The following is a 20,474-nucleotide window of genomic DNA, read 5'->3' as shown; positions in this document are numbered from 1 at the left end:
GTTCACCCTCGCCTCCGGCGGACCACGTCATCGTAGGTCCGCCGGAGGGTGGCGGTGACGGCCTCGATGGTGAACCGCTCGTTGACCAGCTCCCAGGCGGCCTTGCCCGCCTGCTCGGCGGCCTCCGGCTCCAGCAGCTCCAGGATCGCGTCGGCGACCTTGCGGGCGTTGGCCGCGTCCTCGCCGACCCGGCTGTCGATGACCCGGCCCGCCCCGGCCTCCGCCACATCGGGGGCCTGCCCGCAGGTGCGGGTGATGATCACGGGGGTGCCGACGGACATCGACTCCAGGACCGAGACCGGGAACGGCTCCTCGATCGCGGGCAGCACATACACATCGGCCTCGCGCTGGGCGGCCAGCACCTCGTCGTGCTCCAGCGGGCCCACATGGTCCAGGGAGTCCGTGACACCCAGCCTCCGGGCGAGGGCGAGGGTGCCGGGCAGCGAGCCGGTGTCCGGTCCGGCCAGGACGAAGCGGGCGTCGGGGTGGCGGGCCAGGACGTGCGGGATCGCGGAGACGAAATCCTCGGGCCGCTTGCGCTCCTGGATCCGGGCGAGGTAGAGCACGGTGGGCGGCCGTCCGGGCTCACGGGCGGGCTTGCGCTCCTGCGGGCGGACACCGTTGACCAGCCGTACGGTGCGGGTGAGCGGGACGGGGGCGGCGACGGCGTTCACATCGACCCGCTCCATCTCGGTCAGGTGCAGGACGGCGTCGGCCTCGCGCAGCACCTTGCGGACCCCGAGCACATCGGTGAGCTGGGCGACCTTCTTCTCGGTGGGGTCGATCATGCCGTGGGTCTGGACGACCAGGGGCGTACGGGTCGCGAGGGCGAGCAGCGCCGCGGGCAGGGTCACCAGGTCCCGCATCAGATGGATGTGGACGAGGTCGGCGCCGCGCATCATGCGGTGTGCGGTGCGCAGGAGGGCGGCGGAGGTGATGCCGCTGACCTCGAACATCGGGAGGAGGTGCCGGGCCTGGAAGAGATGGACCGGAACTCCCTCGACGTGGCTGGGCAGTTCACCGTTCGAGAAGCCGTCGCCGAGGGCCATGATGCGGGCGTCGTCCCCGGCGGCCCGCTGGACCTTGGACAGGTTGAGCGCCACCCGGGTCGGCCCGCCGAAGGCGTGGTCCGGGGTGTGCAGCGTCACAACGTGCAGGATTTTCACCAGAGTTCCCCTCGACTGCGGCCACTTGTTCACAGGGTAGTCATCGGCCCCCCTCAAGTGGGCTGATTCGTTAGAGTGTTCAGCGGTTCACTGAACGGGGGGCGCATGACGTCGGTGCACACGTCGGCGCACGGACCGGTGGCCGACGCCTCCGCGCGCCCCGAGCGGTCCAGGGCCCTGGGCGGGCCTCCGGAGCCGCCCGAGCGGCCGATCGCCTGGTCGATGCTGTCGCGGGCCCTGTCCGTGCCGCTGATCCTGGGCCTGGTCTGCTTCCTGCCCGCGGTGATCGCCGCGCAGCCCGGCAGCGGGGTCCGGGACACCGCGTACTGGCTCCAGCTGGTGCTGACCTGCTACGCGGGGGCCCGGCTCGCGACGATGATCCTCTCCACCCGGCGGCGGCTGCTCCAGGGCGTCTTCTGGATGTTCGTGTACATCGCGATGGGCGTGGCCCCGTTCGCCCAGGTGGTGATCGGGCAGACGCCGACGCCGATGGTGGGGCCGCGGCAGGACCTGGTCACGGCCATCGCGATGATCCTGGTGGGGTGTGCCGCCTTCGACCTGGGGGCGCTGCTGGCCTCGCGGCGCCCGCTGCGGCGCCGTACGCCCTCCGCGCGGAGCTCGGGCGGCGGAGGGGGAGGACCGGCCGTGGCGCATCCGCTGCGGCTGCGGCTGCTGGTGGTGCTGGCGTTCGCGGCGAGCGCGTTCTACGTGATGAAGCTGGGCGGGCCCGCGGTCTTCTTCTCCAGCCGGCAGGAGATCAACGAGACCGTGGCGGCGAGCGGGGTCGCCTCGGAGGGCTCCAATGTGGGCTCTGCGTTCGTCAAGGGCTTCGGCCAGGTCCCGGCGCTGCTGGCCCTGCTCTTCTACACCCGCCGCCTGGCCACCTCCTACCGGGCCCGGCGCACCCCGTCGACGGTGCTGGTGTGGGTGGCGCTGGCGGCGCTGAACCTGCTGGTGAACAACCCGATATCCAACGCCCGTTACTGGTTCCTGACGGTGCTGCTGGCGTTCGTGTTCACCGCGTTCCCGAGCAGTGCGGCGGTCTACCGCACGGTGCTGGCGACGGGGGTGGCGGGGGCGCTGGTGGTGTTCCCGTACGCGGACAAGTTCCGGTACGACGAGGAGGGCCAGAAGCCCGCGCAGTCGGCCTCGGTCTTCGAGCCGCTGGTGACCAAGGACTACGACCAGATGGTGATGTTCGCCAACACCATCTCCTGGGTCGACACCCGGGGCCACACCTACGGCCGCCAACTGACCGGCTCGGCCCTGTTCTTCGTGCCCCGCGCGCTGTGGAGCGGGAAGCCGGAGGACACCGGGGTACGGGTCGGGCAGTGGATGGGGCTGCGGATGACCAATCTCTCGGCCCCGCTGTGGACGGAGTTCTGGGTCGACTTCGGCGCGACGGGGATGATCGGCGGGCTCGCCCTGATCGGCTACGCGGTGGCGCGCACCGACCGCCGGTACGCGCTGGCCGTCACCCGGGCGGGGCCCGGCCCCGGGAGCGTGCTGGCCATCGCCGCGCCGCTGATCGCCGGGTACACCTTCATCCTGCTGCGCGGCCCGCTGCTCCAGGCGGCGGGGAAGCTGGCCATCGCCGCGCTGTGTCTGCTGCTGATCAGCACGTTCAGGGAGCAGAGGGCCGCGCGCCGGCGCTGACGCCTTCCTCCGGCGCGGGTTTGCGGCGGCGCAGCCGGGCCACTCTGATCCAGGTGGCGGCGGCCTTGCAGAGCGAGCCCAGGAAGAGCCCCCAGGCGGCGCCCAGGACGCCCCCGACGACGTAACCGCCCGCGAGGAACGCCACGGAGGTGAGCGAGAAGACCACCTGGATGGAGAGCGTGGTGCGCGGGTCGAGCATCCGCAGGGCGAGCAGCCCGCAGGTGCCGACGGCCATCGCCGCGTACTGGCTGCCGGTCGCGGGCAGCAGGGCGGCGGCCACCGACCAGGTGTCGCCCAGGAGTTGGCGGCCCGCGCGGTCGGGGAGCAGGGCGAGGACGGTGGCCCAGAGGGCGGCGGTGGTGGCGAGGACGGCGGCGAGGGCGGCGGTGGCCCGCACCCGGCTGCGCTCGTCGGCGATGCGGCCGAGCAGCGGCGGGCCGAAGGAGGTGGCGGAGGTGAACAGCACGTTCAGCGGCCCGAACAGGGTGGTCGCCCCGCGCAACGCGCCGACCAGCAGCGGGTTGCCGACGGCGCCGAGGCCCAGGACGGAGAGCTGGCCCGTCGCGTTGCCCACGCCGAACTCCACGGTGAACCGCTGCCCGAGGTGGCCGCGCCGCAGCATCGGCCGGAGCAGGAACGGGGTCCCGGCGGTGGAGCGGTGGAGCAGGGCGGCGGAGAGCAGGAGCGCGGGCAGGGCGGAGAGGCCCCAGAGCGCGATCAGGCGGGCAGGAGAGGCCCCGTACACCTGGGTGCCGAGCGCGCCGAGGACGCAGGCCAGCCGCAACAGGTCGGAAAACAGGGCGAGATGGGGCTGCTGGAGGGTGGAGAAGGCATACCGTACGGCGTCCTGGCCGAGCACGACCGGCAGGACGAGGCCGAGCATCATCAGCGCGCGTGCGGTGTCCCCGGGGACGAGGAAGCAGACGGCGGCCAGGAGCGCGCCGAGCGCGGCGGCGGCGAGCAGGGTGAACGCGACGGCGGAGCGGCAGGCGCCGCGGGTCTCCGCGCCGCCGCCCCGCTTGAGGACGAGCGGCTGCCCGGTGTACGCGCCCGAGACGCCGAGCAGCACCGTGAAGACCAGGTAGACCGCGGAGAAGCGGGCGAAGTCGGCGAGGGTGGAGAGCCGGGCGGCGGCCACCAGCACCAGGATGTTGGTGAGCGCCGCCACGCCCTGGTCGGCGACCGAGCAGAGGACGGCCGTACGGGCTCTCACCGCCGCGCCGCCGGAAGGGTTAAGGAGCGCAGGCCGAGGGTCTCGGTGGGGTCGCCCTTGACCTCGGGCGCGTCCGGCTCGGCAGCCGGGGTGGGGCCTGAGCCGCCACCGGGACGGCGCCGGGTGGACTTCGTCCGGCGCTCCGGCCGGAGCAGCCGCCGTCGGCCCGGGTGGAGCAGGGCGCCGAGGACGGAGCCGCCGGAGGCGCCGATGATCTCGCGGATGCGCTCCAGGTCGCCGCGGTGCACCTCGCGCGGGTCGCAGACGACCATGACGCCCTCCACCCTGTCGACCAGGGCGACCGCGTCCGCGTAGGAGAGGACGGGCGGGGCGAGGACGATGACGACGCTGCCGGGCCGGTCGGCCTCCGCGACGATCCGGCCGACCGGGGTGGAGGTCAGGGCGCGCGGGACGTTGTCGACGGTGGTGCCGGGGATCAGGGCGAAGGCGCCGGAGCCGGGGACGTCCACGTTGGAGCGGCCGCCGGTGGGCCAGCTTCCGTCGCCCTCCTCGGCGGCCCAGCGCGGCGGGCGGACCTCGTGGGCGGCGGGGCCGAGCGCGCGGGCCAGGGACGGGGTGCGCAGGTCGGCCTCGACGAGGAGGACGTCCCGGCCCATCTCGGCGAAGGCGGCGGCCAGGTTGGCGGCGGCCGCCGCCGCTTCGGCGTTGTCGCCGCGCGGGGCGGTGACCAGCAGACGGCGGCTCTCGGCGAACGACGGGTCGTAGGCGAGCCGGAAGGCGACCGCCCGGTACTCCTCGGCGAGCCGGGAGCCGCCGCACCCGATGGCGAGCACCGTTCCGGCGGCCTGGCGTTCGCGGGGCAGGGTGCCGAGCAGCGGGGCGCCGAGGGAGCGGACCAGCTCGCGGGTGGATCGTACGGTGGGGTCGAAGACGAGCCGCACCCAGGAGAGCAGCAACCCCAGCGCGAGGCCGACGACCCCGCCGAGACCGAGCAGCATGGGCAGGCCGGGGCCGGTGGGCGAGGTGGGGGCGACGGGCTTCTTGTTGAGGTAGCCGGGGGTGGTGTCCAGGGCCTTGAGCTCGGAGATCTTCCGGCTCAGCTCGGAGATGGCGACGATGATGTTGGCGCGGGCGCTGGTGACGTCGTTGTTCGCGCCCACCCCGACCTGCTTCTCCAGCAGGTCGCGCTTCTCCTCCAGCGGGCCGAGCTGGGCCCGGTAGCCCTCGGACATGTTCCTGATGCTGTCCTCGGTGCGCGCCTTGCGGTGGGTCAGATAGGCATGGGCGAGGGCTTCGGCGCGGACCCGGGACTGCTCGGGGGCGGCGCCGGTGTAGGCGAAGCGGAGGGTGAGGGTGTTGGGCGGGTTGGTGACCTGGAGCCCGGCGAGCAGCTCGCGGGCGGTGACGTCGTCGCCCTTCTTGAGGAGCGTGGCGGCGGCCAGGGTGCCGACGGTGTCGCTGACTGCGGTCTGCCGCTCGGAGCCGATGTTGATTCCCTTGTCGGCGCTGGCTCCGGCGGCGAAGGGGTCGGAGATGGCCGAGCGGACGAGGACCTCGCCGGTGGCGGTGTAGGTGTCCTCGCCGCTGAGCGCGAGAAAGCCGCCGCCGAGCAGGCCGATGACGACGCCGACGGCCAGCAGCGCCCGGTAGCGCAGGAGTTGGCGGAACTGGTCGCGCAGGAGCGCCGGTTCGTCGTGGTCGTCCAGGACCCGGTTCACGGGGGTCATCGGCGGGAACTCCCTCGTCCGTCCACCAGGACCTCGGCGAGCAGGGCGTCGAAGCGGGCGAGCCCCGCCTCCCGGCTCAGGTGGCGCGCCACGTACCGCGGGCCCTCGGCCCCGAGGGCGTCGGCCGCCGCCGGGTCGGCGGCCAGCTTCCGTACGGTCTCCAGCAGGGCGGCCGGGTCCTCGGGGGCGACGAGCACCCCGGCCCCGGAGCGGCGCACCTCGTCGGCGGTGCCGCCGTCGTCGGCGACGGAGGCGATGACCGGGCGGCCGGAGACGAAGTAGGAGGTGAGCTTGGAGGGGACGCTCATATCGAGGACGGAGGCCCGCTGGGTGACCGCGAGGACGTCGGCGGCGGCGAGGATGTCGGTGAACTCCCCTGCTCCGGCGGGCTCCAGGAAGTCCACGTTGGGCAGTCCCTCGGCGCGGGCGCGCAGGGCGTCGCGCTGATTGCCGTCGCCCATGAGGACGACGCGGACGTCCGGGGCGAGGCGGGCGGTGTCCACGAGGACTTCGAGGCCCTGCTTGAGGCCCATGTTGCCGGAGTGCAGCAGGACGGGGGTGCCGGGGTCCCAGCCGAGCCGGGCCCGGGTGGCCGCGCGGTCGGCGGTGGGGCCCTGCACATGGGTCCAGTTGGGGACGAGGCGGATGCGGCCGGGGTCGACCCCGAGGGCGGTGACGCCGGGGACGAAGGTCTCGTGGATGACGCCGACGAGGGCCGCGCCGCTCAGCGCGTACCGCTCGGCCGCCGCCGCCACGGCCGCCGCCCGGCCGCCGCCCCGGATGCCGCTCTGCGCGGCGGCGGCGCCCATCAGGTCCTGGACGACGGGTATGTGGGGGACGCGGTGGCGGCGGGCCAGGCGGGCCGCGATGACTCCCCCGGCGAGGCTCGGCATCTGGGAGATCACGGCGTCCGGTCTGCCCGGCGGTGGCGCGATCAGCCCGGTGGCGAGGACGCTCGCCTCGAACGCGGCGCGTTTCAGGGCCGTCTGACGGGGTGGCACATAGTGCCGGCGCCGGTGCACGCCGACGCCGCCGCGTATCTCCACCGTCCGCCACACGTTCCGGTACGCCTCGTCCAGCCGCCAGGACGGGTAGTGCGGCATCCCGGTGAGCGCCCGCACCCGGGCGCCCGACGCGGCCCAGTGCTCGGCGAGTTGAGTGGCGTACGGGCCGATGCCCGTGACCTCTGGTGCGTAGTTCGTCGACACCACCAGAAGGCGGCGGTTCTGCAACGGCCTGTGCCGTTCGACATCGGACATCGGACGATCGCCTTCCCCCCACAACAGCCGCTGTTCCCGGCAGGGAACAGCCCTTGTCGAGCTTATCCGTTCACGGCTTGCTCAAGTGTTCTTCACAGTAAGGTCGTTGGAACATCACCGGATCATGTCGACCGTGGGGGGAGAGATACGGATGGTGCAGCACAGGGTGGGGTACGCACCCGGGGTGTACGACCTGTTCCACGTGGGCCACCTCAATATCCTGCGGCATGCCCGCAGTCAGTGCGACTACCTGGTCGCGGGGGTCGTCTCGGACGAGATGGCCGCCCTCGCCAAGGGCCACACGCCCGTCATCCCGTTGCGCGAACGGCTGGAGATCGTCCGCAGCGTGCGGTTCGTCGACGCCGCTTTCGTGGAGACCGTGCCGGACAAGGTCGAGACCTGGCAGCAGGTCCGGTTCGACGTCATCTTCAAGGGCGACGACTGGCGGGGCACGGACAAGGGGAAGAAGCTGGAGCGCGACTTCGCCGAGGTCGGCGTGGAGGTCGTCTACTTCCCGTACACCGTGCACACGTCCAGCACCCAGCTGCGCCGGGCACTGGACGTGCTCGTCAGCCGGGACGGAGCGCTCTCAGCTCCCTGAACCACTTGGCGAGGAATGCCGCCAGGAAGAGCGTGTGGACCACCGCGAGCACGGCGTACCCGGCCCGGAAGGCCCCGGGTGCGCCGAGCAGCAGGAACACCAGGCAGAAGACCCCGTAGTCGGCGGGGAGCAGGGCGAGGGCCCGCACCCGGGAGACCGGAGCCGCAGGAGCCGCGCTCTGCCGGGCGGCCGCCGCCTTGCCGAGCTGTTCGCGCAGCAGCCCCGCGCAGAAGGTGGTCACGGCGGCGAGCTGGAAGCCCAGCGGCAGCAACAGCCAGCCGTCCGAGGGCAGTTCACCGAAGCGGTAGAAGGAGACCAGCACGGCGGCGTGCACGAGCAGCAGCTTGCCGCAGTCCACCACATGGTCCAGCCACTCCCCGTCGGGTCCGCCCCGGCCGGTGAGCCGGGCGAGCTGGCCGTCGGCGGAATCGAAGGCGAAGCCCACGGCGAGGGCGGCGTAGACCGCGAGGCCCAGCGCCCAGGACGGTTCGACGAGCGCGACCGCCGCGAGCGCACCGTAGGTGAACAGCGCACTGATAAGCGTGACTTGATTGGGTGTCAGCCCGATCCGGTACGCGCCCGCGGCGAGCAGCCGCCCGGCCGGGCGGTTCACGTACCGCGAGTAGAGTGAGACGCCCTTGGCGCTCTTCTGTGCGCCGCGCAGTTCGCGCAGCACCGTGCCCGTGCTTCCCATACGCCCCCCAGCGTCCGGCATTGCCCGCATCATGGCATGCGGAGACCGGAGCCGTGGCGTGATCGACCGGACGCACCCTCACGGCCGACGACCGGCAGTCGGCAGTCGGCAGTCGGCAGTCGGCAGTCGGCAGTCGGCAGTCGGCAGTCGGCAGAAACGGTGTTGGTCAATCTTATGAACTGTCTGGAAAATCTCTTGCCCTGCTCCGATCGCGGTCACCAGACTCGCACTGCCGCACCACAGCACCGCACTTCAGCACCACAGTTCCTGCCGGACCGGGGCACGAGGAGTAGGCGTTGAGCACTGGCGATACCTGGGCCTATGACGGCCGGCGCTACCGCATGTACCGGTTCCCTGCCGATGTCCAGCAGGAGGTCAACGCACTCAACCGGGCCGACAACTGGCATGTCTTCCTCGCCTGGGCCGAGGACGTGTTCTGGATGGCGCTCTGCGTCCTCCTCTGTGTCTACGGCTCCTACTGGTTCTATCCGCTCGCCGTCCTCGTCATCGGGGCCCGGCAGCGTGGGCTCTCCACCTTGCTGCACGACTGCGCGCACGGGGTGGGCGTCGCCGACAAGCGGCTCCAGATGTTCGCCGGGACGCTGCTGACCGCGTACCCGATCTTCCAGCAGCACTACGCCTACAAGGTCTCCCACGTCTTCACCCACCACCCCAAGCTCGGCAGCCCGGACGGCGACCCCGATCTGCGGTTCTTCATCGAGCAGGGCGCCTACCGGAAGTCGGCCACGGCGAACTACGTGCGGCGGGTCGTCGTCTTCCCCCTGCTGGGCACCCAGACCTGGGCCTATCTGCGCTATCTCGTACGCAACCGGTACCGCGTCATCGCGGGCGTGGAGAAGCGGCCCGAGGCCTCCTCGCCCGTGCAGCGGCGCAAGCAGGCGCTGGACCGGGCCGGTTTCTGGCTGTTCTGGGGGCTCGTCGTCGGGTTCGCCTGGTACGGCGGGTGGCTGCCGGAGCTCGCGCTGTTCTGGGTGGTTCCGTACCTCACGAGCTTCCAGATCCTCGGCTGGTACATCGAACTCTCCGAGCACACACCGCTGGTGCGCGACTCGAACACCGATCTGTACATGACGCGCAACCGCAAGAGCCGCAGCTGGGAGAAGTTCCTGACGGGCATTCACAACGACAACTACCACCTGGAGCACCACCTCGACCCCCGCACCCCGTTCTGGAACCTGCACAAGACGCGCAAGATCCGGCTCCGGGACCCGAACTACGCCGCCGTCGACCGGGCGCTCGGCGGGCTGTTCCACCGCGGGCCCGAGGGGCAGCCCAGCACCATGTCGGCGATCGTCCGCTCCATGACGCCCGACCCCGGCCGGGACGCCACGCCGGAGAAGGCGCCCGGCGCGGACGCCGTACCCGAGAAGACGCCCGCCCCGGCAGCCACGCCCGAGAACCGGAACCAAGAAGGACGCGATGTCGCAGCCTGACCACAGGGCTCTCGCAGCCAAGGAGTTCACCAGGCCCGAGTCGGCCGCCGTGCACGGCGGTTCGCAGTCGCGGCTGGGCATCACCCCGCCCATGGTGACCCCGATCTTCCAGACCGCCGCGTACGAGCTGCCCAGCACGGCCGCCGCGGCGGGCATCTTCGACCTGATCCAGGACGGGCAGGCCTACACCCGGCTCAACAACCCGACCTGTGACGTGCTCGAAGAGCGGATGGCGGCGGTCGACGGCGCGGCCGCCGCGCTCGCCGTCGCCTCCGGTCAGGCCGCCGTCAGCCTCGCCCTGCTCAACATCTGCCAGGCCGGTGACAACATCGTCAGCTCCAACGAGCTCTACGGCGGCACCTGGAACCTGCTCGCGAACACCTTCGCCCGCTTCGGCATCGAGACCCGGTTCGTCAGCCCCGGGGACCCCGCGAACTTCGCCGCCGCGACCGACGAGCGCACCCGCTGCTACTTCGGCGAGACCCTGCCCAACCCCCGGCTGCGGCTCTTCCCCGTCGAGGAGGTCGCCCGGATCGCCGAGGACCACGGTCTGCCGCTGGTCCTCGACAACACGATGCTGCCGTACGTGCTGCGCCCCATCGAGCTGGGCGCGCACATCCTGGTGTACTCCGCCACCAAGTACATCGGCGGACACGGCTCCACCCTCGGCGGGCTGATCGTCGACGGCGGGACCTTCGACTGGGAGCGGCACGCGGAGCGCCATCCGCTGCTGACCACGCCCGACCCGGCGCACGGCGGCGTGGTGTGGACCCGCACCGGCAAGGAGCTCAGCGGTCCGCTCGGCCGCAGCAGCTATCTGCTGAAGGCCCGCGAGACCCTGTTGCGCGACCTCGGGCCCTGTCTGAGCCCGTTCAACGCCTTCCTGCTGCTCCAGGGGCTGGAGACGCTTCCGCTGCGGATGCGGGTGCACGGCGAGAACGCCGCCAAGGTGGCGGCCTTCCTGCACGGCCACCCCCTCGTCGACCAGGTCATCCACCCCGCCCTCGCCGAGGGCGAGGAGGGCGAGCGGGTGCGCCGTCTCCTGCGCGGGAACACGGGCCCGCTGGTGCAGTTCGAGGTCAAGGGCGGCCGGGAGGCGGGCAGCCGGTTCATCGAGGCGCTCCGGCTGATCTCGCACGTCACCAACATCGGGGACGTACGGTCCATGGCCACCCACCCCGCCTCCACCACCCACGCCCAGCTCCCCGAGGCGGAGCAGATCGCGGCCGGTGTCACCCAGGGGTCGATCCGGCTCGCGGTCGGCGTCGAGCACATCGACGACCTGCTCGCCGACCTCGACCAGGCGCTGAAGGCGATATGAGCGCGACCGGTACGGGCCCGCCCCTGGTCGCGCTCGCCTGTGTCACCGAGGACGTCGGCGGCGTCCCGCACGCGGCGGTCCGTCAGGTCTACGTGTCGGCGCTGGAGTCCGTCTCCGGCTGCGCGGTCGTCCTGGTGCAGGGGCCCGCCGCCCGGCTGCCGTCGGTGCTCGACCGCTTCGACGGGGTCGTCCTGGGCGGCCATGAGTCCAACGTGGCGCCGGAGCGGTACGGCAGCCCGCCCGGCCCGGGCCAGCGCGCACCGGAGCGGGACGAGCTGGCCCTGTCGCTGCTTCCCCTCGCGGTCGGCGCCGGTCTGCCCGTCCTCGGCATCTGCCGGGGGCTCCAGGAGCTGAACGTGGCGTACGGCGGGACGCTGCGGGACATCGGCGCGCTGCCCGTCGGCGCGGCGCACCGGGAGGATCTGAGCCTGCCCCGGGACGAGCAGTACCTCCCCGCGCACGACATCGCGGTGACCCCCGGCGGGCTGCTGCACGAGATCGTCGGGCAGGACACCGTACGGGTCAACTCCCTGCACCAGCAGGCGGTCGGCTCGCTCGCGCCGGGGCTCAGGCTGGAGGCGGCGACGGCCGACGGTGTCGTCGAGGCGGTCTCGGTGGCGGACGCCCCCGCCTTCGCCCTCGCCGTGCAGTGGCACCCCGAGTGGTACGCCTCGTCCGACGCGGTCTCCAAGGCGCTGTTCACCGCGTTCGGGGCGGCCGCCGCCCGGCACGCCCGGAGGCGCGGGTGACGAAGGCTTCCCGCCGCCCGGAGAGCCTGGTGCTCTTCGGTGCGGACCGGCCGCTGCGCCTGGAGTCCGGCCGGACCCTCACCGATGTGCCCGTGGCCTTCGAACGGTACGGCCCGCCCGACGCCACGGGCGCGGACACGATCTTCGTCTGCCATGCCCTGACCGGCGACGCCCATGTGGCCCGGCACCGGCCGGACGACGCCCCGGGCTGGTGGGAGTCGATGGTGGGGCCGGGCCGCCCGATCGACACCGGCCGCTACCAGGTGATCTGCGCCAATGTGCTCGGCGGCTGCGCGGGCACCCTGGGCCCGGCGCCGTTCGCCGGTCGCACCACCTGGGAGCCGTTCCCGCAGGTCACCGTGGCCGACATGGTCGCCGTCCACCGGGAGCTGCTGCGCCGGCTCGGTGTGGGGCGGCTGCACGCGGTCGTCGGCGGCTCCCTGGGCGGTATGCAGGCGCTGGAGTGGCTGCTGCGCCATCCGGGGGACGCCGAGCGGTACGGGCTGATCGCCACCTCCGCCCAACTGTCCACCGACAACCTCGCGTTCAACGCCATCGCCCGCGCCGCGATCCGCAGCGACCCGCGGTTCCTGGGCGGTGGCTACCGGGCCGGGGAGGGGCCGGACGCGGGGCTGGGCATCGCCCGCATGATCGGCCACCTCACCTATATGTCCGGGGCCTCCTTGCAGACGAAGTTCGACCGCGGCCTCGCTCCGCCGCCGCACGGAGTCTCCCCCGAGGGGGACGCCTCATGGGGGCCGTTCTCCGTGGAACGCTATCTGGAGCACCAGGCGGACAAGCTCGTCGCGCGCTTCGACGCGAACAGCTACCTCTGTCTCACCAACGCCATGGACCTGTTCGACCCCTTCGCGACACCGTACGAGGACGTCGCCGAGGCGGGACCGGACGTGCACCTCTTCAGCTTCGCCTCGGACCGGCTGTACGGGGTCGAGCACAGCCGCCACATCAGGGAGCGGCTGGACAAGGCGGGCGTCGGCTGTGCGCACTTCCACGAGGAGACCTCGCGGGGAGGCCACGACGCCTTCCTGATGGACGTGCCCGGCTATCTGGACGCGGTGGGCCGCTGGCTCGCCGCACCTTCGCGCCGCAGAGCCCCCGAACCCGGCGCACCCGGCGTCGTCTCCCTCCCCACCACCCGTACCCAGCAGCCCAGGAGAAGTTCCCATGACGTCGATGCGTGACACCCCCGGCGCCCCGGCAGGCTCCACGCCGGACCGGACATCACGCGGGATCGGCGCGATCATCCAGCGGCCACTGGTCCCCGACCGGCCCGCTCGCCGACTGTCGCAGCTGGTCGTCGGACTGACTCTCTACGGCATCAGCTCCGCGATGGTGATCCAGTCCGGGTTGGGCGTCGAGCCGTGGGACGCGCTGAGCCAGGGCCTGTCCCGGACCTTCGGCCTGGGCGTCGGCGTGTGGACCAACATCATCGGCGCGCTGGTGCTGCTGCTGTGGATTCCGCTGCGCAACAAACCCGGTCTGGGCACCGTGCTCAACGTGCTGATGATCGGCACGGTGATGGACCTCTTCATGGCCTGGACGCCCGTGCCCGAGGCGATGTGGCTGCGCTGGACCGTGCTGATCTCCGGCGTCGTCCTCAACGGCGTGGCCACCGGCATGTACATCGGCGCGGGCCTCGGGCCGGGGCCCCGCGACGGGCTGATGACCGGATGGGCGGCGCGCGGCCACTCCATCCGGGCCGTCCGCTGGGTCATCGAACTGACCGTGCTGGTCATCGGGTTCCTGCTCGGCGCGACGCTCGGCATCGGCACGCTCATCTACGCAGTCGCCATCGGGCCGCTCTCGCAGATCTTCATCCCGATGTTCGACTTGAAGGGCCGGACGCCGAAGGAGCCGGAGCCCGGCGCCGGGAGGAGCGGGGCGCCGGACGACGAGCCGGTGCCCGACGTGAAGAGCCGGACACCGGACGGGGACGCCCCTTAGGACTTGTCGCGTACGGGAGCGCCCCTCAGGACTTCTCGCGTGCGGAGCGGGTGGTCGGGCTCTCGTCCGTAAGCTGCTCGTCCAGCTCGTCGAAGAGCAGCCCGTCGTGGTCGACCTGCCCGGTGCGGTACGCGGAGCGCGCGACCAGGTGCGAGGCGACGGGGCCGGTGAGCATCTGGAAGAAGCCGATGAGCACGAGGGTGGCGAGGTCCATGCCGGTACGCAGCCGCAGGGCCACCCCGGCCAGCACCAGGATCATGCCGAGGGTCTGCGGCTTGGTCGCCGCGTGGCTGCGGGAGAGCACATCGGGCAGCCGCAGCATGCCGATCACCCCGAGCAGGCAGATCGCCGCGCCGAGGAGGACGAGCACGGCTCCGGCCGTGTCGAGGATCTGGAGCCAGGTGTTCACCGCGGGCCCTCCTTGGTCTCACCGGAACCGGCGGCCGGAGCCGGGGGCGGGGTCGGGGCCGTGACGGCGGTGGGCCGGTCGCGTACGGCGATGAAGCGGGCGATGCCCACCGAGCCGGTGAAGCCGAGGAAGGCGAGCACCAGCATGATCGGGAAGTAGAACGAGTCCCGCGCGATGGCGGACTTGGCGCCGAGACCGGCGATGATCAGTGCGGCGATCACGTCCAGCGAGATGGCCCGGTCCAGCATGGAGGGGCCGCGCCAGATCCGGCCCAGCAGCAGCAGTCCCGCGACCAGGACCAGCACGACGGCGGCGGTCAGCAGAACACGGTCGATCTGTTCGAAGACGCTCACGGTGCGGGCCTCCCGGCGGCGAGCTGCGGCGGTGGGGGCGGTTCGGCGACGCGGGCGATCTCGTCAGGGGTGCCGAAGGCGCGTACGGTCAGTTCCTCCAGCCGCCAGACCTGCTGCCGGGCGGCGTCGAGCTCCTCGGGCCGGTCCGCGTCCAGGACGTGCACGAAGACGGTGGCGGTGGCCCGGCGCACCTCGATGACGGAGCCGCCCGGCAGGTTGGAGACGGCCACGGCGACGGCGGCGAGCATCAGGTCGCTGCGGCAGCGCAGCGGTACGCCCATGACGGCGGCCTGATGCGGCAGCCCGGTGAAGATCTGCCGGGTGACTTTCACGCCCGAGGTGTACATGTCGTAGAGCAGGTATCCGGCCAGCCGGATGATGCCCCAGGGGTGGAGCCGGAGTCCGAGGTCGACCGGGGGCAGCGGGAAGGCCAGGCAGACGGCCGACGCGACGATCACGCCCGTGATGATGTTGGCCAGGTTGAAGGTGGACCAGAGCAGCACCCAGATGAGGGTGAGCCAGGCGATCAGCGGCAGGTCCAGTACGCGTCCGCGGCGGCCGATCTTGCAGCTGAACGGCGGCAGGTCGGCGTTGCGGTACGAGAACCGCAGGAAACGGCTCACCGGCCCAGCACCTCCTCGATGTAGGGCGTGCGCTCCAGCAGTTCGACGGCCGAGCGGTCGGTGAAGGCGGCGAGCGGTCCGGCGAAGACGGTGAAGGCCAGGGCGAGCACGACGGTCGCCGCGGTGGCCGCCGTCATCGGCCAGGGCAGCCGGCTGGTGGTGGTGACGGCCTTCTCCCGCAGCTTCGCGGCGACCGGGCTGCCGGCCGCGGCCGGGACGACGCGCTCGTCACCGGTGCCGGGGAGGCCGTCGGGGCCCTCGTCGATGTCGTCGTCGCTGTCGTCCCCGGACTCCAGGACCGTGCCCGCCTCGGCCTGTCCGGGCGGGGCCGCCCGCCAGAACGCGAGGTTCCACACCTTGGCGGTGACGTACAGCGTCAGCAGGCTGGTGACCACCGATCCGGCGACCAGGATCCAGGCCCAGGTACTGCCGTCGGCGACACCCGCGCGCATCAGCCCCAGCTTGCCGATGAACCCGGAGAGCGGTGGGATGCCCGCGAGGTTCATGGCGGGGACGAAGAAGAGGAGCGCGAGCACCGGCGCGGCCTTGGCCAGCCCGCCGAGCCGGGTGAGCTCCGTGGTGCCGCCCCGGCGCTCGATGAGTCCAGCGACGAGGAACAGCGTGGTCTGGACGGTGATGTGGTGGACGACGTAGACGATGGCGCCGCCGTACGCGTCCCGGGTGGCGAGGCCGATCCCGAAGACCATGAAGCCGATGTGGCTGATCAGGGTGAAGGAGAGCAGCCGTTTCAGGTCGGTCTGGGCGACCGCGCCGAGGATGCCGATGACCATCGAGGCCAGCGCGACGGCCATCAGGAGGTCGCCGATCCGGTTGCCCGGGAAGAGCAGCGTCTCGGTCCGCATCATGCAGTAGACGCCGACCTTGGTGAGCAGTCCGGCGAAGACCGCGGTCACGGGCGCGGGCGCCGTCGGGTAGGAGTCGGGGAGCCAGGCGGCGAGCGGGAAGACCGCCGCCTTGATGGCGAAGACGGTGATCAGCATCGCCTGGATCAGGGTCTGCACACCGATGGACAGTTTGGGCAGCCCCTCGGCGAGCTGGGCGAAGTTGACGGTGCCGAGGGCCGCGTACGTCATCGCGATGGCGATGAGGAAGAGCATCGAGGAGACCAGCGAGATGATCACGTACGTGGAACCGGCCCGCATACGGGGTCCGGTGCCGCCGAGGGTGAGCAGGACGAAGCTGGCCACGAGCATGATCTCGAAGCTGACGAAGAGGTTGACGAGGTCGCCCGCGAGGAAGGTGCAGGAGACCCCGGCGACCAGGATCAGATAGGCCGGGTGGAAGACGGCGAGCGGGGTCTCCCGGTCCCGGTCGGTCATGCCCTGGCCGAGGGAGTAGATCAGCACGCAGAGCGTGACCGCCGAGGAGACCGTGAGCATCAGCCCGGAGAGCCGGTCGGCGACCAGGGTGATGCCGAGCGGCGGGGCGAAGTCGCCGAGGTGGACGGAGAGCGGGCCCTGCCGGTCGGCGGCGATCATCAGGGTGATGGACAGGCCCAGTACGGCGGTGAGCACGGCGACGCTGATGAAGCGCTGGAACCGTTGCATCCGGGTGCCGAAGGTGAGGCTGATGCCCGTGGCGCAGAGCGGCAGCAGCACCGGAAGCGGGACGAGCGCGTTCATCCGGTGGCTCCTCGTTCGTCGCGGGGATAGCGGTCGTCGGCCTTGGCGTCGCCGTCTCGTTCGTAGTCCTCGGGGTCGGCGCCGATGACGTCGTTCCAGAGGTCGCCCGAGGCGTCGCGGCCGCGGGCCTGGCGGGCGCGGTCGGCGCGCAGCCGGTCGCGGAGCCTGCGGCGCTCCTCCCGGTAGCGTTCGCGCTCGCCCGCGGTGGGTTCGGCGCCCGAGCGGAACGCCTCGCGCAACTGGGCGCGCTCGCCCAGCACTTCGGCGCGGAGCACGATGCGCCGGTCCTCCAGGTCGTCGTGCACCTCGTCGGTGCCGGTGATCTGGTGGCTGCGGTAGGCCATGGAGAGCAGGAACGCGGTGGTGCCGAGGGTGATCACGATGGCGGTCAGCGCGATGGCCTGCGGCAGCGGGTCGGTGACCCGGTCCAGGTCGACCCCGTAGAGGAGGGGGGCGGCACCGGCCGCGCCGGTCGAGGCGAGGATCAGCAGGTTGACCCCGTTGCTCAGGATGACGGCGCCCAGCAGGATGCGGGTCAGCGGCCGGGTGAGCATCAGGATGCCGCCCACGGCGCAGAGCACCACGGCGGTGGCGAGGAGTGAGGCGCTGACGGTCATCGGAGGTCCCCTCCCGCCGCGGGGCCGCCCGATGGGGTGAGGGCGCCCGCGGCCCGTTCGATCTGCCGGTCGATCTTGGCGCCGAGGGCCCGGACGATGTCCAGGACGACGCCGAGGACCAGCAGGTACACGCCGAAGTCGAAGAGGACGGGCGTACTCATGTGGAACTCGCCGAAGACCGGCAGGTGTCCGTGGTAAGTGAAGGCGTGCAGCACAGTTCCGTCGATCAGGCCGAGGAGCCCCACCCCGGAGGAGATGAAGAGGCCGAGTCCGGTGAAGAGACCGGGTTGCAGGGGCGCGGCCTGGGCCAGTTCGAAGCGGCCGCCCGCCAGGTAGCGGGTGATGAGCGCGACTCCGGCGACGAGTCCGGCGACGAAGCCGCCGCCGGGCATGTTCTCGGCGCAGAAGAGCAGATAGACCGAGAGGATCAGGATCGGGTGGAAGAGCAGCCGGGCGACCACTTCGAAGACGATCGAGCGGTGCTCGGGCGCGAGGGTCGAACCGGCGGCGAGCCAGCTGCGCTCGGGGGCGACCTCGTCGCCCTGCGGCAGGCGGACCGTGTGCTGGGCGGCGAGCGACCAGGCGGTTCGGCCCTTCAGCTCGTCCTGCGGCATCGGGCCGTCGCTGCGGCGGTGCAGATAGATGAGGCTGGTCACGCCGATGGCCGCGGCGGCCAGTACGGCGGACTCGCCCAGGGTGTCCCAGGCGCGCAGGTCGACGAGGATCGTGGCGACCACGTCCTTGTACCCGTGCTCCTCGACCTCCCTGACCATGGCGGCGCCCGCGGGTTCCGCGGTGCGCGCGGCGGCGGCCACCCAGACGGCGACGCCGACGGTGGCGGCGGCGACGAGGGCGACCGGGATACGGATCGCGCGCCGCCACGGGGAGACGGTCTCCTCGAAGTGGACCGGCATCCGGCGCAGCACCAGGACGAAGACGATCATCGCCACGGTCTCGACGCAGAACTGGGTGAGGGCCAGGTCGGGCGCCCCCTGGACGACGAAGAGCAGGGCCGTCCCGTAACCGATCAGGCCGCTCAGGACGACGGCCTTCATCCGGCGTCGCACGGTCAGGCAGAGCAGTGCGGCGATGCAGGTGAGCGCGGCCACTCCGCCCTGGAGCGGGGTGTCCCAGACCCGGGGGGCGACGGCGCCCTCCCACGGCTGGTCGGTGAAGAGCACGGCGAGCTGTCCGCCGAGCATCACCAGCAGCGTGGTGGCCAGGTACACCGAGAGGGAACCGCGCTGGATGAAGCCGGTGACCTGGAGGGCGAGCCGTTCCTGACCGAGCAGCAGATGGCCGAAGACGCTGTCGGCGGTGGGCCAGGCGACGCGGCGGGAGATCCTGGTGACGGTGTCCCGCCCGAGGAAGAGGACGGTACCGGCCGCCCAGGCGAGCGCCGACAGGAGCAGGGCGAGGCCGAACCCGTGCCAGAGGGAGAGGTGGTAGGGCTCTCCGGAGGCGGGGTAGGTGTCGGCGTACGCGCTCAGCAGCCGGTCGGTCAGCCCGACGCCGGGACCGAGCACCAGGCCGAGGACGGCGAGCAGCGCGGGCGGAGCGAGGAAGGCCCAGCTCACGCGGTGTACGGGGGTGTCCTCGACGCCCGGCTTGCGGGCGAAGGCGCCCCAGACGAAGCGCAGGGTGTACGCGGTGGTCAGCGCCGAGCCCGCGACGACGACGCCCAGCGCCCACCGGTCGGCGGCGGAGCCGTGCAGCAGCGCCTCGAAGGCGGCCTCCTTGGCGGCGAAGCCGAGGAGGGGCGGCAGGGCGGCCATGGAGGCGGCGGCGAGGACGGCGACCCCGGCTACGTACGGCAGGGAGCGGCTGACCCCGGAGAGCTTGCGCAGGTCACGGGTGCCGGTGGCGTGGTCGACGATGCCGGTGACGAGGAAGAGCGGCGCCTTGAACAGGGCGTGCCCGAGGATCATCACGGCGGCGGCGAGGGCCGCGTTCCGGTTGCCGGTGCCGGCGAGCAGGACGAGGAAGCCGAGCTGGCTGACGGTCCCGTAGGCGAGGACGAGCTTGAGGTCGTTCAGGCGCAGCGCCCGCCAGCCGCCGAGCAGCATGGTCGCGCCGCCGAGCACGAAGATGACCGGCTTCCACACGGGTACGTCGGCGAAGGCGGGGGCGAGCCGGGCGACCAGGTAGACCCCGGCCTTGACCATCGCGGCGGCGTGCAGATAGGCGCTGACCGGGGTGGGCGCGGCCATCGCGTTCGGCAGCCACATGGAGAACGGCCAGATCGCGGACTTCGACAGCGCCCCGCACAGGATCAGGACGAGGGCGACGGAGATCGCGAGGGTCGTCTCGGGCGGGTCGGCGACGATCGCGGAGATCTGATAGGTACCGGCGGCCTGACCGATGATCAGGAAGCCGACCAGCATCGCGAGGCCGCCGAGCGTGGTGACCGTGAGGGCCTGGAGCGCGGAGCGGCGGCTGTGCCGGTGTTCGCTGCCGTGGCCGATCAGCAGGTAGGAGAAGACCGTGGTCAGCTCCCAGAACACATAGAGCGTGATCAGGTCGTCCGCGAGGACCAGGGCGAGCATCGCGCCCGCGAAGGCGAGCAGGTTACCGGCGAACCGGCCCAGTTGCGGGGTGTCGTCCCGGAAGTAGGAGGCGCAGTAGAGCAGGACGAGCGCGCCGACGCCGGTGGCCAGCAGGACCATCAGGGCGGCCAGCGCGTCCATGCGCAGGTCGACGGAGACGTCGTAGGTCGGGATCCACTGCCAGGCCCAGGTGACCTCGCCACCCGAGGCGACGGTGTCCCACTGGGTGAACGCCCAGACGGCGGCGGCGGCCGGGGGCAGCGCGAGCACGATGAAGGCACGCCGGCCGAGCCGGTGCACCAGCGGGCCTGCACAGGCCGCCAGCACGAAGTGGCAGATGATGAGCGTGATCACAGGGGAGAGTCCGGGTCAGGTAGCGGGGCAACCGGAATGACGAGCACTGGATACAAATATATCTTTCGCGATCGTTCACCCGTCCGGCGCGCCGCCCTCTAGTCTGACCTGTTGGTATATGAGGCCCTTTCAGCAGTTTTTGCTGTTCGAGGCTTTTCATCCT

At 71.9% G+C, this 20,474-nt stretch carries 18 protein-coding genes; 7 read left to right on the top strand and 11 right to left on the bottom strand.

All coding sequences use genetic code 11. The annotated features are described in order from the left end of the window. Nucleotides 1-2: 2 nt before the first annotated feature. Nucleotides 3-1,166 (bottom strand): glycosyltransferase, encoded by a 1,164-nt coding sequence (locus ACFW9Z_RS27605; RefSeq protein ID WP_384645274.1) that lies wholly within the window; start codon nt 1,164-1,166, stop codon nt 3-5. Between the two features lie 105 nt (nt 1,167-1,271). Here ACFW9Z_RS27605 and ACFW9Z_RS27600 point away from each other — a divergent pair, with 105 nt between their 5' ends. After that, nucleotides 1,272-2,822, top strand: coding sequence for a hypothetical protein (locus tag ACFW9Z_RS27600; protein WP_384645273.1), 1,551 nt, complete (start codon nt 1,272-1,274; stop codon nt 2,820-2,822). Here ACFW9Z_RS27600 and ACFW9Z_RS27595 read toward each other — a convergent pair. The 3 genes from ACFW9Z_RS27595 to ACFW9Z_RS27585 are packed head-to-tail and all read right to left on the bottom strand — an operon-like array spanning nt 2,791 to nt 6,982. Continuing rightward, nucleotides 2,791-4,035: a hypothetical protein gene (locus ACFW9Z_RS27595; protein WP_384645272.1), complete on the bottom strand. Its 1,245-nt coding sequence runs from the start codon at nt 4,033-4,035 to the stop codon at nt 2,791-2,793. The genes ACFW9Z_RS27600 and ACFW9Z_RS27595 overlap by 32 nt on opposite strands. Beyond that, nucleotides 4,032-5,723: a lipopolysaccharide biosynthesis protein gene (locus ACFW9Z_RS27590; RefSeq protein WP_384645271.1), complete on the bottom strand. Its 1,692-nt coding sequence runs from the start codon at nt 5,721-5,723 to the stop codon at nt 4,032-4,034. Before ACFW9Z_RS27590 ends, ACFW9Z_RS27595 begins: the two co-directional genes overlap by 4 nt. Further along, nucleotides 5,720-6,982, bottom strand: coding sequence for a glycosyltransferase (locus ACFW9Z_RS27585; RefSeq protein ID WP_384645270.1), 1,263 nt, complete (start codon nt 6,980-6,982; stop codon nt 5,720-5,722). The genes ACFW9Z_RS27590 and ACFW9Z_RS27585 overlap by 4 nt, the downstream gene beginning before the upstream one ends. Before the next feature lie 151 nt (nt 6,983-7,133). Between ACFW9Z_RS27585 and ACFW9Z_RS27580 the strand changes: the two genes are divergently transcribed. After that, complete coding sequence (locus ACFW9Z_RS27580) at nt 7,134-7,583, top strand: adenylyltransferase/cytidyltransferase family protein (RefSeq protein WP_084750881.1); 450 nt, start codon at nt 7,134-7,136, stop codon at nt 7,581-7,583. Here the strand turns inward: ACFW9Z_RS27580 and ACFW9Z_RS27575 are convergent. Continuing rightward, a complete protein-coding gene (locus ACFW9Z_RS27575) occupies nt 7,552-8,277 on the bottom strand; it encodes a CDP-alcohol phosphatidyltransferase family protein (protein WP_384645269.1) in 726 nt (241 codons plus the stop codon). The two genes, ACFW9Z_RS27580 and ACFW9Z_RS27575, sit on opposite strands and share 32 nt — an antisense overlap. Nucleotides 8,278-8,573: 296 nt before the next feature. Here ACFW9Z_RS27575 and ACFW9Z_RS27570 point away from each other — a divergent pair, with 296 nt between their 5' ends. From ACFW9Z_RS27570 to ACFW9Z_RS27550, 5 genes are read left to right on the top strand one after another with little or no spacing between them, the layout of a single operon-like run. After that, entirely contained in the window at nt 8,574-9,731 is a 1,158-nt protein-coding gene (locus tag ACFW9Z_RS27570) for a fatty acid desaturase (protein WP_384645268.1), read from the top strand. Further along, the gene (locus ACFW9Z_RS27565) at nt 9,718-11,052 is read left to right on the top strand and encodes an O-acetylhomoserine aminocarboxypropyltransferase/cysteine synthase family protein (protein WP_384645267.1); all 1,335 of its coding nucleotides are present in this window, start codon (nt 9,718-9,720) and stop codon (nt 11,050-11,052) included. The genes ACFW9Z_RS27570 and ACFW9Z_RS27565 overlap by 14 nt, the downstream gene beginning before the upstream one ends. After that, the gene (locus ACFW9Z_RS27560; RefSeq protein WP_384645266.1) at nt 11,049-11,801 is read left to right on the top strand and encodes a gamma-glutamyl-gamma-aminobutyrate hydrolase family protein; all 753 of its coding nucleotides are present in this window, start codon (nt 11,049-11,051) and stop codon (nt 11,799-11,801) included. The genes ACFW9Z_RS27565 and ACFW9Z_RS27560 overlap by 4 nt, the downstream gene beginning before the upstream one ends. After that, nucleotides 11,798-13,003, top strand: a complete 1,206-nt coding sequence (locus tag ACFW9Z_RS27555) for a homoserine O-acetyltransferase (protein WP_384645265.1) — start codon at nt 11,798-11,800, stop codon at nt 13,001-13,003. Before ACFW9Z_RS27560 ends, ACFW9Z_RS27555 begins: the two co-directional genes overlap by 4 nt. Beyond that, nucleotides 12,987-13,766 carry a YitT family protein gene (locus ACFW9Z_RS27550; protein WP_384645264.1) on the top strand — a complete coding sequence of 260 codons (780 nt, stop codon included), beginning with the start codon at nt 12,987-12,989 and terminating at the stop codon, nt 13,764-13,766. The genes ACFW9Z_RS27555 and ACFW9Z_RS27550 overlap by 17 nt, the downstream gene beginning before the upstream one ends. 25 nt (nt 13,767-13,791) lie before the next feature. Here ACFW9Z_RS27550 and mnhG read toward each other — a convergent pair whose 3' ends face one another. Genes mnhG through ACFW9Z_RS27520 form a run of 6 tightly spaced genes read right to left on the bottom strand, consistent with a single transcriptional unit; the run spans nt 13,792 to nt 20,311 of the window. Then, nucleotides 13,792-14,175: a monovalent cation/H(+) antiporter subunit G gene (gene mnhG / locus ACFW9Z_RS27545; protein WP_384645263.1), complete on the bottom strand. Its 384-nt coding sequence runs from the start codon at nt 14,173-14,175 to the stop codon at nt 13,792-13,794. Beyond that, entirely contained in the window at nt 14,172-14,528 is a 357-nt protein-coding gene (locus ACFW9Z_RS27540) for a monovalent cation/H+ antiporter complex subunit F (protein WP_384645262.1), read from the bottom strand. Before ACFW9Z_RS27540 ends, mnhG begins: the two co-directional genes overlap by 4 nt. Next, nucleotides 14,525-15,151: a Na+/H+ antiporter subunit E gene (locus ACFW9Z_RS27535; RefSeq protein WP_384645261.1), complete on the bottom strand. Its 627-nt coding sequence runs from the start codon at nt 15,149-15,151 to the stop codon at nt 14,525-14,527. Before ACFW9Z_RS27535 ends, ACFW9Z_RS27540 begins: the two co-directional genes overlap by 4 nt. Next, entirely contained in the window at nt 15,148-16,794 is a 1,647-nt protein-coding gene (locus ACFW9Z_RS27530; protein ID WP_384645260.1) for a Na+/H+ antiporter subunit D, read from the bottom strand. The genes ACFW9Z_RS27535 and ACFW9Z_RS27530 overlap by 4 nt, the downstream gene beginning before the upstream one ends. Beyond that, nucleotides 16,791-17,411: a Na(+)/H(+) antiporter subunit C gene (locus ACFW9Z_RS27525; RefSeq protein ID WP_384645259.1), complete on the bottom strand. Its 621-nt coding sequence runs from the start codon at nt 17,409-17,411 to the stop codon at nt 16,791-16,793. The genes ACFW9Z_RS27530 and ACFW9Z_RS27525 overlap by 4 nt, the downstream gene beginning before the upstream one ends. Next, nucleotides 17,408-20,311 (bottom strand): Na+/H+ antiporter subunit A, encoded by a 2,904-nt coding sequence (locus ACFW9Z_RS27520; RefSeq protein ID WP_384645258.1) that lies wholly within the window; start codon nt 20,309-20,311, stop codon nt 17,408-17,410. Before ACFW9Z_RS27520 ends, ACFW9Z_RS27525 begins: the two co-directional genes overlap by 4 nt. Nucleotides 20,312-20,474 lie beyond the last annotated feature (163 nt).

This window comes from Streptomyces sp. NPDC059452 (assembly GCF_042750035.1).
Taxonomy (GTDB): domain Bacteria; phylum Actinomycetota; class Actinomycetes; order Streptomycetales; family Streptomycetaceae; genus Streptomyces.
Note: the sequence above shows the minus strand (reverse complement) of the source record. Positions and strands in the feature narration are given on the sequence as shown.